This is a genomic window from Corallococcus sp. CA049B (assembly GCF_003611685.1).
GTDB lineage: Bacteria > Myxococcota > Myxococcia > Myxococcales > Myxococcaceae > Corallococcus > Corallococcus coralloides.
This window is the reverse complement of sequence record NZ_RAWC01000001.1, coordinates 123338-135193: the sequence shown is the minus strand read 5'-3', so window position 1 is coordinate 135193 and position 11856 is coordinate 123338. Positions and strand designations below refer to the sequence as shown.

At 71.1% G+C, this 11856-nt stretch carries 12 protein-coding genes; 10 read left to right on the top strand and 2 right to left on the bottom strand.

Translation table 11 applies throughout. From position 1 onward, the window contains the following. Positions 1–245 precede the first annotated feature (245 nt). From D7W82_RS00540 to dusA, 3 genes are all read left to right on the top strand, one after another. Positions 246–1217: a squalene/phytoene synthase family protein gene (locus D7W82_RS00540; RefSeq protein ID WP_158617545.1), complete on the top strand. Its 972-nt coding sequence runs from the start codon at positions 246–248 to the stop codon at positions 1215–1217. A gap of 84 nt (positions 1218–1301) precedes the next feature. Continuing rightward, complete coding sequence (locus D7W82_RS00535; protein WP_120616415.1) at positions 1302–1832, top strand: hypothetical protein; 531 nt, start codon at positions 1302–1304, stop codon at positions 1830–1832. Between the two features lie 79 nt (positions 1833–1911). Next, positions 1912–2913 (top strand): tRNA dihydrouridine(20/20a) synthase DusA, encoded by a 1002-nt coding sequence (gene dusA / locus D7W82_RS00530; RefSeq protein WP_120616414.1) that lies wholly within the window; start codon positions 1912–1914, stop codon positions 2911–2913. Positions 2914–2929: 16 nt separating this feature from the next. Here dusA and D7W82_RS00525 read toward each other — a convergent pair whose 3' ends face one another. Further along, positions 2930–3979 carry a hypothetical protein gene (locus D7W82_RS00525; RefSeq protein WP_120616413.1) on the bottom strand — a complete coding sequence of 350 codons (1050 nt, stop codon included), beginning with the start codon at positions 3977–3979 and terminating at the stop codon, positions 2930–2932. A gap of 166 nt (positions 3980–4145) precedes the next feature. Here D7W82_RS00525 and D7W82_RS00520 point away from each other — a divergent pair, with 166 nt between their 5' ends. The 6 genes from D7W82_RS00520 (at position 4146) to D7W82_RS00495 (ending at position 10381) form a co-directional block, all read left to right on the top strand. Continuing rightward, positions 4146–4538, top strand: coding sequence for a cupin domain-containing protein (locus D7W82_RS00520; protein ID WP_120616412.1), 393 nt, complete (start codon positions 4146–4148; stop codon positions 4536–4538). 582 nt (positions 4539–5120) lie between these two features. Next, on the top strand, positions 5121–6839 hold the full coding sequence (locus D7W82_RS00515; protein WP_120616411.1) for a chemotaxis protein CheA: 1719 nt from the start codon (positions 5121–5123) through the stop codon (positions 6837–6839). Positions 6840–6866: 27 nt separating this feature from the next. Beyond that, positions 6867–8555 carry a methyl-accepting chemotaxis protein gene (locus tag D7W82_RS00510; RefSeq protein WP_120616410.1) on the top strand — a complete coding sequence of 563 codons (1689 nt, stop codon included), beginning with the start codon at positions 6867–6869 and terminating at the stop codon, positions 8553–8555. Between the two features lie 13 nt (positions 8556–8568). After that, a complete protein-coding gene (locus tag D7W82_RS00505) occupies positions 8569–9126 on the top strand; it encodes a chemotaxis protein CheW (protein WP_120616409.1) in 558 nt (185 codons plus the stop codon). A gap of 4 nt (positions 9127–9130) precedes the next feature. Then, positions 9131–10027: a protein-glutamate O-methyltransferase CheR gene (locus tag D7W82_RS00500; protein WP_120616408.1), complete on the top strand. Its 897-nt coding sequence runs from the start codon at positions 9131–9133 to the stop codon at positions 10025–10027. Between the two features lie 45 nt (positions 10028–10072). After that, positions 10073–10381 carry a hypothetical protein gene (locus D7W82_RS00495; protein ID WP_147439167.1) on the top strand — a complete coding sequence of 103 codons (309 nt, stop codon included), beginning with the start codon at positions 10073–10075 and terminating at the stop codon, positions 10379–10381. Here D7W82_RS00495 and D7W82_RS00490 read toward each other — a convergent pair. Continuing rightward, the gene (locus tag D7W82_RS00490) at positions 10365–11267 is read right to left on the bottom strand and encodes a CPBP family intramembrane glutamic endopeptidase (protein WP_120616406.1); all 903 of its coding nucleotides are present in this window, start codon (positions 11265–11267) and stop codon (positions 10365–10367) included. The two genes, D7W82_RS00495 and D7W82_RS00490, sit on opposite strands and share 17 nt — an antisense overlap. A 101-nt stretch (positions 11268–11368) precedes the next feature. Between D7W82_RS00490 and D7W82_RS00485 the strand changes: the two genes are divergently transcribed. Beyond that, the gene (locus D7W82_RS00485; RefSeq protein ID WP_120616405.1) at positions 11369–11740 is read left to right on the top strand and encodes a type II toxin-antitoxin system PemK/MazF family toxin; all 372 of its coding nucleotides are present in this window, start codon (positions 11369–11371) and stop codon (positions 11738–11740) included. Positions 11741–11856: the final 116 nt, after the last annotated feature.

Sequence of the window (11856 nt, the reverse complement as noted above, 5' to 3'; positions counted from 1 at the left end):
CCCGCCGCCCCCGCGCAGCCGGCCCCGAAGCCGACGGTCGCTCCGGCGCCCTGAGGCCTTACGCCAGGAGCCCGCGCGCCGGGGTCCTCCCGCGCGCGGGCGCCCGGCGGCGCTCGGGCCCGGGAATCCGGTGTCCGTGGCGGGCCCCTCGCGCCGGGCCTGCACGTTCTCGCGTGTGTCGGTGGATGGCTTGTGGCAGTGAGGGCGCGGGCTGCAGGCGCGCCCGTGCCCGGAGGACGGTTCCTTTGAGTGACGCCCCCACCGCGACGGCCCTTCCGTTCCGGGATGACGAGCTGGCGGACTTCCTCGTGCGGACCAGCCGCACGTTCGCGCTCGCCATCCCGCTGCTCGACGAGCCGCTGCGCCGCGAGGTGGGCCTGGGCTACCTGCTGCTGCGCGTCGCCGACACGCTGGAGGACGCCGCCCCCTGGTCGCGCGACGAGCGGCGGGAGGCGCTGGCCGCCTTCGAGGCCCTGCTCCAGGAGAAGCCGGGCGCGGACGCCGGGGCGCTGTCGCGCGAGTGGCTGGCCCGCCGTCCCAGCGAGAACGCGGGCTACCTGGACCTGCTCGCGCGCACGCCCACGCTGCTGGCGAGCCTGGACGCGCTGCGCCCGGAGGCCGGCGCCATCCTGCGCCACTTCGTGCTGAAGACGGTGCAGGGCATGGGGCAGGTGCTGGCCGGCGCGTCCGAGGGCGGGCTGTTGAAGCTCGGATCGCTCCAGTCCCTGCGTGACTATTGCTACATCGTCGCGGGACTGGTGGGCGAGCTGCTCACGGAGCTGTTCGTCCTGGAGCCGCGCCTCGCGCCCTACGCGCCGAACCTGCGCTCACTGGCGCCGCTGTTCGGTGAGGGGCTCCAGCTGGTCAACATCCTCAAGGACGCGCGCCAGGACCGGAAGGAGGGCCGCGTGTGGCTGCCGGACGGCGTGCGGCTCCAGGACGTGGAGCAGCTCGCGGGCCAGGACCTGATCGCCGCGGCGCGCTACGTGCGCTCGCTGTTCCTGGCGGGGGCGCCCCGGGACGTGCTCGCCTTCACCACGCTGCCGCTGCTGCTGGCCCAGGCCACCCTGGAGCTGCTGGTGCGCGACGGCGCGGGCGCCAAGGTGTCGCGCGCGGTCGTCACGGCCCAGATGGTCACCCTCCACGCCGCGCTCGAACGGGGCACGCTCCCCGAGGCCGTGGAGGCGCTCGCCGGGCCCATGCCGGGCGGCCCCTGAAAAGCGTTGTCCGGGAAGCAACTCCCGGGCACTGGCGCGGGATAATTCCGGTGCAGGTGTTCCCCCTCTGGAGTCGTGTCTCCCATGAACTGCGCCCGCTCCGCACCGGCGGTCATCGTCTACTTCCCCGCGCGTTCGGAGAGCTCGCCCCAGCGGGTGCACCGTCGCGCGGCCCAGGTGGAGCGGAAGGGTGGGGGGCTGCCGTTCGCCGCCACGCGTCAACGCGGCCTGTGGACGTTCCAGACGCCAGCGGGGCCGGAGCGGTGGCTGCCCGGCCGGGTGCGGGGGAAGGACCGGATGCAGGCGTTCCTGGTGGACGTGCTGGGCTTCGGCGCGGTCATCCAGACGTATGACGTGACGGCGGACACGCGCAGCGACTCGCTCCCCGGGCACCCGGACTTCGCGAAGAACTTCGACCTGTTCCTGCACCACTACGCGGGCGCGCTGCTCAAGCACGCGGCGCCGGAGGTGGCCTTCGCCCGCGCGCTGGGGCAGGTGGTGATGCTCAACGGCCAGCAGTGGGCCGGGCTGGGCTTCACGCTGACGGACGCCGGCCAGCGGCTGGTGGACGCGTGGCTCGTGGAGCAGGGCGTGGTGCTCGGCCCTCCCGCTTGAGCCCGCCCGCCAGCCTGCCTCCAGAGGGAGCCTCGGGAGACCCTGGGCGGACGGCGGGAGTCCGGGTATGGGTAGGGCGATGACTGCCCTGGCCTACCCCATGCCGCTGTGTGTCGCGCCGATGATGGACTGGACGGACCGGCACTGCCGGTACTTCTTCCGGCTCATCTCCCGTCACACGCTGCTCTACACGGAGATGGTGACCACGGGCGCGGTGCTGCACGGCAAGCGCGACCGCCTGCTGGACTTCACGCCCGCCGAGCACCCCGTGGCCCTCCAGCTGGGCGGCTCGGAGCCCGCGGACCTGGCCGCCTCCGCGCGCATCGGCGAGGAGTGGGGCTATGACGAAATCAACCTCAACGTGGGCTGCCCCAGCGACCGCGTGCAGTCCGGCCGCTTCGGCGCGTGCCTGATGGCGGAGCCGGACCTCGTCGCGCGCGGTGTCGCCGCCATGCGCGAAGCGGTGCGCATCCCCGTGACGGTGAAGTCGCGCATCGCCATCGACGACATGGAGGAGTGGCCCACGCTGGAGGACTTCGTGCGGCGCGTCTCCGCAGCGGGCTGCACGCGCTTCATCGTGCACGCGCGCAAGGCGTGGCTGCAGGGCCTGTCTCCCAAGGAGAACCGGGACGTGCCGCCCCTGCGCTACGACCTGGTGCACCGGCTCAAGGCCGAGTACCCGCACCTGGACATCAGCCTCAACGGCGGCATCAAGACGCTGGACGCGGCGGCGGAGCACCTGGGCCGCGTGGACGGCGTGATGATGGGCCGCGCGCCCTACGAATCCCCGTACCTCCTGGCGGACGCGGACCGGCGCTTCTTCGGCGGCACGCAGGCGCCCCTCACGCGGCACCAGGTGGTGGACGCGATGCTGCCGTACATCGAAGCGCAGATGAGCCAGGGGGCGCCGCTGGGCGCCATCACCCGGCACATGCTGGGCCTCTTCCAGGGACTGCCCGGCGCGCGCGCCTGGCGCCGGCACCTGAGCGAGAACGCCCACAAGGACGGCGCGAGCCCGGAGGTGGTGCGCGCCGCCGCCGCGAAGGTGCCGCGCGACACGGGCCTCCAGGCCGTGGCCTGACTCCGGGCCCGGGCCTTCAGCGCTTGGGCACGGTGGTGCAGCACCCGGAGCGCGCGCAGCGCACCCAGCCCTGGTTCTGGCAGAGCTGATCATTCGTGCACGCGGGGCCCTGGCCCGGATTCGCGCAGCTGGGGGACGGCCCGATATCGGACGTCGCGGCCTGGATGTTCACCATGGGGCAGCGGGGTTGCGGACCCTTGCCCACGCAGCTGTTGGTGTCGCCGCCGGTGACGCTCTTCGGGCACGTCATGCGCGCCAAGGGGCGCCGCTGCTCGTCCGCCGAGAAGCAGACGCCCACCTCCACCAGGTTGCACTTCGGGTCGCAAGTGAAGGCGACGCTGTCGCTCTGTCCGAACGACGCGCGCAGGTTCTCCAGCGCCACGCTCCCGCCGATGTTGTCCGTGATGGCGGCTGGTGTCCCCTGGTCCCCCGGCAATGACAGCAGCGCGTCGATGTTGCTCTGGAAGTAGGTCCGGGCATCCATCCCCGTGCAGCTGCCGTGCTTGGGCCACTCGTGGTTCGCGAGGAAGAAGTTGTCCGTGACGAAGCCCGGCCCGTAGGTGCCCATGGCGGGTGGAATCGTGGCGGGGTCGGGGAAGCACTTCGACGGGGCGTTGCTGCCCTGGCATTCGCACAGCCCGCCGCAGTACGCCGGATAGGTGCAGTTGAGCTCCCGCGCCTCCTCGTCGTTGAACTGGGGCCACAGCCCGTGAATCGTGAGGTGCGTCGCGCCGAAGGTTTCTTCCAGGTGCCCGCACTCCTCCTTGTCCGGATGCGACCGGCAGAAGGTGGGGGCCCACGTCAGCGCGAGCAGGTACGCGCCAAAGCGCGGCGTGGCGCACGCCCCTCCCTCCGTCTCGCTGTCATTCGCCTTGAAGCAGTTGCAGGCGGTGGCCTGGGCCCGGCCGAACTCGAGCTCGAGGGCCTCCGGCTTCGCCAGCTGGAGCGGCCGGGCGGTGGCCGTGGGCGGCGTGGGCGGAGGCGCGGGAGGCGGCTCGTGATGCGAGCGGCATCCCTGCGCGATGACCAGACATGCCCACAGGGCGAGGCGCGACATTGGGCGCATGGCTTGATTCCCTCGGGACCGGTTTGCGGCACGAAGGTACGGAGGTGGGGACGGGCGCTACACCCCGTGCTCCGGTCCACCGCCCGAGTCCGCGCGCGAACCCTTTCCTCCAGCGCGCGGCACCCCCAGGTTTCCCAAGGACCCATTCACCGGGAGGGATTGCACCATGGCACGCGCCATCATCAAGAAGGCCAGCGAGGCGGACGAGCGCCGGCCCTTCGTGTCGCACGGAGAGGCCTCCGTCCTGAACATGGGAGCGCTCAGCATCGGCCGGGGCTACTTCGAACCCGGCTGGCAGTGGTCGAAGCACGTGAAGCCCATCGCGGGCACGGAGACGTGCGAGGTGGTCCACACCCTCAGCGTCCTGTCCGGGCGGATGCACGTCCAGATGAACGACGGTCAGGAGCTGGACCTGGAGCCGGGCGACGTCGCCTTCATCCCGTCAGGCCATGACGCCTGGGTCGTGGGCAATGAGCCCTGCCGCGTCGTCGACTTCACCGGCGCGGAGGACTACGCCAGGGCCAGCAGGGAGGAGCAGGAGCAGCCCTCGCTCCAGTAGTCAGCCCCTCGCCCGGTCGTGGTTCACCCCGCCCGGTCCCCACCAGGACATCCGCTCGTCCTGGCCGGACCGGCGGGCCTCGCTGGATGAGAGGAATTGAAGGACCTGGAGGCCGCCGGGACCGGCGGGCCCGCGGCTCCTCCGCCTGGACGTCGTGTGCTCAGGGGAGCGTCGCGCGGGCCCCAATGAGTCCACATCACCCCGGAGCACGAGTGCGGTGTCTTGTACGAACGGATGAGACGCGCTGTGTTGGATGTGGATGGGATTGAAACATGTAACTCAAGACAGGTGAGACTCGGCTCGGGGGAGACGTGGCCGACACACGACCTGAGGAGTCTTGTCCCTCGGAAGCGGCTCGCTTCCCTGGCGATACAAACCCCGCGTGAAATCACCGCGGAGGTTGTTCATGTTTGATTGATTTGGTACTGTTGACTTCTCGAAAAATTCCTCATCGTGAAGGTCGGCCCACCTTCATGGCAATGCCTTGCATCTCGAGGAAGGGGGGCGCCAGTCCGTGTTCTTGAGAATCCCTCCACCCATCCCCCTGCGCGTGCCGGTCTCCCTTCGCCCCTGGGGCGCGAGGTGACGACTGACCTGGGGGACATCCCGTCGGAGACCGCCGCGGAGTGGCAGAAGGTGCTGGCCGTCTTCGCGGACGAGGCGGAGGGGTTGATCTCCTCCATGGAAGAGAACCTCATCGCGCTGGAGGTCTCTCCCGCGGAGGGGTTGCTCCCAGGCATCCTGCGCGGGGCGCACACGCTCAAGGGCGCGGCGGCGTCGCTCGGCTTCCAGGCCGTGACGGACTACACGCACGGCGTCGAGGACCTCCTCCAGGCCCTGCTCGACGGGCGGCTCGCGCTGGATGAGACGCGGGTGTCGCTGCTGCTCGGCGCGGTGGATCACCTCCGCGAGCTGTGCCAGGCGTCGCTCGCGGGCGTGGACTCGCTGGGCGCGGTGCACCAGGCCCACCTCTCCCGGCTGCGCGAGGGCATCGTCGCGGGAGCGCCCACGGAGGCGCTGCCGATTCCCGCCGCGCTGCCGCGCATGCCGGAGGCGCGGAGCACGGCGCGCAGCCGCGTGCGCATGGACATGGAGCGCCTGGACCGCATCGTCACGCTCACCGCGGAGCTGTCCGTGGCGCGCGGGCGGATGGCGCAGTTCCTGGCGCGCGCGGAGGACTCCGGCGCCAGCTGGGAGGACGCGCTCACCCAGCAGCGGGAGATGGATCCGCTCTTCGAGGCGCTCCAGGAAGAGGTGATGAAGGTGCGGATGGTCCCGGTGGGACCGCTGTTCCGTCAGCACTTGCGCACCGTGCGCGACCTGGCCCGCTCCCAGCAGAAGCTGGCCCAGCTGGAGCTGGAGGGCGAGGACGCCACGCTGGACACCGCGGTGCTGGACGCGATGCGCGACCCGCTGCTCCACCTGCTGCGCAACGCGCTGGACCACGGCATCGAGACGCCGGACGAGCGGCGCGCCGCGGGCAAGGACCCCCGGGGCCGCCTGCGGCTCAAGGCCTACCATGACGCCGGCAGCGTCGTGGTGGAGCTGTCCGACGACGGCCGGGGCATCCAGCGCGAACGGGTGCGCGAGCGCGCGAAGCAGCGGGGGCTGGTGGCGGCGCCCGAGCGGCTGCGCGACGACGAGCTCTTGCGGCTCATCTTCGAGCCCGGCTTCTCCACGGCCACGGAAGTGACGGAGCTGTCCGGCCGCGGCGTGGGCATGGACGTGGTGCGTCGGGACATCGAAGCCCTGCGCGGCTCCGTGTCCATCCAGAGCCAGGAGGGGCAGGGCACCACGCTGACGCTGCGGCTGCCGCTCACGCTCGCCGTCATCCAGGGCTTCGCCATGGGCGTGGGGGACCAGGTGTACGTGGTCCCCATCGAGGGCGTGCAGGAGTGCATGGTGGTCCCCGCCCAGGAGCGCACGGCGGAGGCGTCCGGCGTGTTGTCGCTGCGTGGCCAGCCGCTGCCGTACCTGCGGCTGCGTCAGGTGTTCTGCCTGGGCGGGAGCACGCCGGCCCGGGAGAACGTGGTCGTCCTGAAGCACCCGGACGGCGTCATCGGACTGGCGGTGGATGAGCTCCAGGGCGAGGGCCAGCGGGTCATCCGGCCCCTGGGGCGCCTCTTCCAGGGCATCCCCGGCATCTCCGGCTCCACCATCCTGGGCGACGGCCGGGTAGGGCTCCTGTTGGACACGCCCGCGCTGGTGCGCAGGGCCATCCTCCACGCCTCCGAGGCCGCGCTCGGTCCTCCCTCCCCCCTTGCAACCCCTTCTCCCGCGAACGCCCCCCGGGCGCCGTAGCGGTCCGTCCCTGTTTCCGGAGTCATCATGTTCAACAACCTGAGCATCACGGCGAAGCTGACGCTCGCCTTCAGCGCGATGGTGGCCATCATCATCGCGCTGGTCGTGGTGGTGTACACGACCATCGTCAAGGTCTCCGTCACTGCCGAGGGGGACACCGAAAGCCACAAGGTGCTGATCGCCGTGCGCACCCTGGAGGGTGACATGGCCGACCTGGAGACGGGGCAGCGCGGCTTCCTCATCACCGGTGACGACAAGTTCCTGGAGCCCTACAACCTGGCCCGGTTGAGCCTGTCGCAGAGCCTGGACAGCATCCGCCAGCACACCCAGAGCGACCGCCGCCAGCAGGAGCGCCAGCAGGAGATCCGCGACCTGTTGCAGCAGTGGATTTCCCAGCACCTGGAGCCGCTCATCGCCCAGCGCCGCGAGGTCACCGCGGGCCGTGGGGACCTGGCGCAGCTCATCGCGGTGGAGCAGTCCGCGCGCGGCAAGCAGACCGCGGACCGCATCCGGATGCAGCTCACCAAGCTGGCGGACGACGAGACGGCCCTGCTCCAGGAGCGCACCGCCCGCACCGCGAGCATGGTGGTGGACCTGTACGACATGATCATCATGGGGGGCGCCCTGGGCGTGGTGCTCGCGGCCCTGCTGTCCTTCTTCCTCACCCGCAGCATCGTGCAGCCGCTCACGGAGGCCGTGCAGGTGACGGCGCAGGTGACGGCCGGCGACCTCACCGCGAACATCACCGCCCGGGGCACGGACGAGACGGGCCGGATGATGGGCAGCATGCGCGACATGATCCAGCGGCTGTCGGGCGTCATCAGCGAGGTGCGCGGCGCCGCGGGCTCGCTGTCGTCCGCGTCGCTCCAGGTGGCGTCCGCCGCGCAGGGCCTGTCGCAGGGCACCAGCTCCCAGGCGGCCTCCGTGGAGGAGACCACCGCCAGCCTGGAGCAGCTCAACGTGAGCATCCGCCAGAACTCGGAGAACAGCCGGGAGATGGAGCAGACGGCCGTGAAGGGCGCCCGGGACGCGGAGGAGAGCGGCCGCGCGGTGAAGGAGACCGTGGAGGCGATGAACGCCATCGCGGAGCGCATCTCCATCGTGGAGGAGATCGCCTACCAGACGAACCTGCTCGCGCTGAACGCCGCCGTGGAGGCCGCGCGCGCGGGTGAGCACGGCCGGGGCTTCTCCGTCGTGGCCACGGAGGTGCGCAAGCTGGCGGAGCGCAGCCAGAAGGCCGCGAAGGAGATTGGCGGCCTGGCCACCTCCAGCGTGAAGGTCGCCGAGCGCAGCGGGCAGCTCTTGACGGAGCTGGTGCCCGCCATCCGCCGCACGTCGGAGCTGGTGCAGCAGGTGGCCAACGCCTCGCGCGAGCAGTCCATCGGCGTGTCGCAGATGAACCGCGCCATGACGCAGGTGGATCAAGTCACCCAGCGCAACGCGTCCGCCGCGGAGGAGCTGTCCTCCACCGCCGAGGAGATGGCCACCCAGGCCGAGTCCCTCCTTCAGATGATGACCTTCTTCCGGCTGATGGAGGGCTTCAGCTACAACGCCCCCTCCCTGCCGCGCGCCCCGGCCCACCGGCCGCAGGTGTCGCCCGTCCGGGGGCTCCAGGCGGCGGCGCAGGGGGCGCTGGCCACGCCCACGAACGGGGCGCTGTCGCGGCTCCAGAACGGCGCGGAGGCGCCGGCTCCCCATGACTTCCAGCGGTTCTAGGGAGGCGCGCGCCATGAGTGAGTCCACCGAACCGGGCGGCGGCAGGTCCAGCTACCTGAGCTTCATGCTCGCGGGCGAGGAGTACGCCGTGGGCCTCCTGCGCGTGCGGGAGATCATCGAACACCGCCCCGTCACGCGCGTGCCGGGGATGCCCGCGGCCGTGCAGGGCGTCATCAACCTGCGCGGCAGCGTGGTGCCCGTCGTGGACCTGGCGGTGAAGTTCGGGCTGCCGCCCCGGCCCATCACCCGCTGGTCCTGCTTCGTCATCGTGGAGGTGGCGCTCGACGGCCAGCAGACGGTGCTGGGCCTGCTCACGGACACCGTGCGCGAGGTGCTGGAGCTGGGGGCCGCGGACATCGAACCGCCCCCCGCCTTCGGCACGCGCGTGCGGCTGGAGTTCCTGCGCGGGATGGGCCGCCACAACGACACGTTCATCCTGCTGCTGGACCTGGACCGGCTCCTGTCGCTGGAGGAGCTGCTCAAGCTGACGGCCGCCACCGACGAGGCCGCGGCTCCGGCGGCCCCGGCACCGGCCGCGGCCACGGCGCCGGAAGCACCGGGCAACGGGTGAGGCGATGAGCGGCGACGAGCCCTGGCCGCCGTCCGCGCTGCCTCCGGCGCTGTCGCGCTCGGAGCTGGAGTCGTTCCAGCACCTGGTGGAGGCGGAGGCCGGCATCCACCTGTCGTCCGCGAAGAACGCGCTGGTGGCGAACCGGCTGTCGCGGCGGCTGAGGGAGCTGCGGCTGACGTCCTACGCGGCGTACCACGCGTACGTCACGACGCGAGGGAACGAGGCGGAGAAGGTGCGGATGCTCGACAGCCTCTGCACCCACGAGACGTCCTTCTTCCGCGAGCCCCGGCACTTCGACCTGCTGCGCGAGCACGTCTTCCCGGAGTGGGCGGCCCAGGCGGCGCAGGGCCGGCGGCCCCGGAGCATCCGCGTCTGGAGCGCCGGGTGCTCCACGGGCGAGGAGCCGTACTCGCTGGCGATGGAGCTGCTGGAGGCGTTCCCCAAGGGCTCCGGGTGGAGCCTGGAGATCGTCGCCACGGACCTGTCCACCTGGGCGGTGAAGCGCGCGGAGGAGGGCCTCTGGAGCCTGGAGCGGGCCCGGAGCATTCCGCAGCTGTTGCTGCGCAAGTACATGCTGAAGGGCGTGCGCACCCAGGAGGGCCTGATGACGGCGGGCCCGGAGCTGCGGACCTTCATGCGCTTCGCCCGCGCGAACCTGCACGCGCCGGCCACCTGGCCGGTGGGGCCGTTCGACATCATCTTCTGCCGCAACGTGCTCATCTACTTCGGCGCGGAGGCCCGGGCGCGCGTCATCCAGGGGCTGCTGTCGCGGCTGCCGGAGACGGGCTACTTCTTCCTGGGGCACGCGGAGAGCCTGATTGGCATCACCGCGGCGGCGCGCTCCGTGAGCGCCAACGTGTACACGCCGCGCCCGGGACCGCCGTTCCCGTCACGCGAGTAGCGCGCTTTCCATTTCTGGAAAGCAGGTGCCCGCCGCTGCCCGTTGTTGAGGGGGCGGCCGGCGCCCATCCTCCTGGATGACGACACCACCGAGAACCTTGTCCTGCACGCCCTCGACGCCAGCCCGGTGGAGCTGTTTCCCCGCGTCCGCACCCTGCGGATGCAGTTCGGGGATGTGACTGTGTATGACCTGGACCGGAGGCGCTCGGACACCCTGGAGGCGCTCACCTTCCAGTTCGACCGGGATGCGCTGGCGGAGCTGGTGGAGCGGGTGAAGGGGCGTTTCCCCCGGCTCCAGACCGTCACCGTCAAGGGCGAGCGTGGCTTCGAGGAGACCGTCAGCGTGGAGTCGTGAGCGCCGGAGCCTCGCCGGGGTGGGGCAGGGCCTCCTGCTCCGGCGCGGCGGAACCCTTCCAGCGCGTCAGGGCAATGATTGCCACGCCCAGGACGACGACGCTGAAGATGGACGCCTCCAGGCCATAGGCGCCGCCCGTGAGCCACTCCGGGCGGCCCTGGAAGATGGGCGTCCACCAACCGCGGGCTTCGTTGCCACTCACGCCGAAGCCCAGCGTGCCCAGGAACCAGTTCCATCCCATGTGCACGCCGACCGGCAGCGCCAGGTGCCGCGTGCGCAGGTAACACAGGCCCAGCATCCAGCCCGCGAGGAAGGTGGCGACCATCGCCACGACGCGCGTGGGGACCTCCATCTCCGGGGTGAAGGGGTGGGCCAGACAGAAGAGGAGGGAGATGATCACCTGCGCCCAGCGCGTGCCCAGGCCCTGGATGGCGCGCTGGAAGAGGTAGCCGTGAAACAGCGCCTCCTCGAAGAGGCCCACGCCCAGCATCACCCAGGCCGCCTTCACGATCGCGGTCACCGGGGTGTTCGCGGCGCGCTCCAGGTGGTAGCCCCCGGCCACCCAGCCGCAGAGGGCCACGAGCCCCACCAAGCCCACGCCGGCCAGCGCCCCCATGCCGAGGTCACGGCCCGCGCGCCGGTCCAGCGACATGCCGAGCGACGTCAACGTCACGGGCTGCTTTTCGAGATACAGGAAGTCGAGGCTCACGAGCAGCACGCCCAGGAAGCCGAAGAAGGGGTTCGGCGCGAACGGCCTCACGGCGGCGGGCAGCAAGGTCTGGAGCCACATCAGGATGCCGGCGAGGACGGCGGACACCACGAGGAAGCCGGCGCCCTTCCATCCATTGCGCAAGTGCCCTTCGCCATCCCGGAATACGGCCTTCATGATGAGGAACCTCGCAGCGTGGTTGCGCGCCCTGCCTACAGCCTACTCGCGGCCCCGGGAAGGATTGCCCCTGTTCGACACGGCGTGGCACAACCCGGCAGATGAGCACGGGCCCGAAGACGATCCACCGAGGTGACCTGTTCTGGTGCGAGCCGGACGAGGCCCGGGGCTCCGTGCCGCCCATCGCCCACCCGTACCTCGTCATCCAGGACGACGTCTTCAACCGCTCCCGCATCCACACCGTCATCGTCTGCGCGCTCACGTCCAACCTGAAGAAGGCGGGCGAGCCCGGCAACGTGCTGCTCGAAGTGGGGGAGGGCAACCTGGCGAAGCAGAGCGTCGTGGTCGTGTCGCAGGTGTCCTCGGTGGAGAAGTCGCGGCTCGGCGAGCGCATCGGGACGCTCTCCGACGCTCGGGTCGAACAGGTCCTCGCGGGCCTGCGCTTCCAGCAGGCGTCCTTCTTCCGCGACTGAGCCTCCAGGTCCCTTCGGTCCACCTCCCGCCCCGCCCCGGCCTGAACCTGTCCGACAGTCGGACCCGCTTCAGCAACTCGGATGAACGGCGCGCCCCCCGGCGGAGCCCCTCAAGA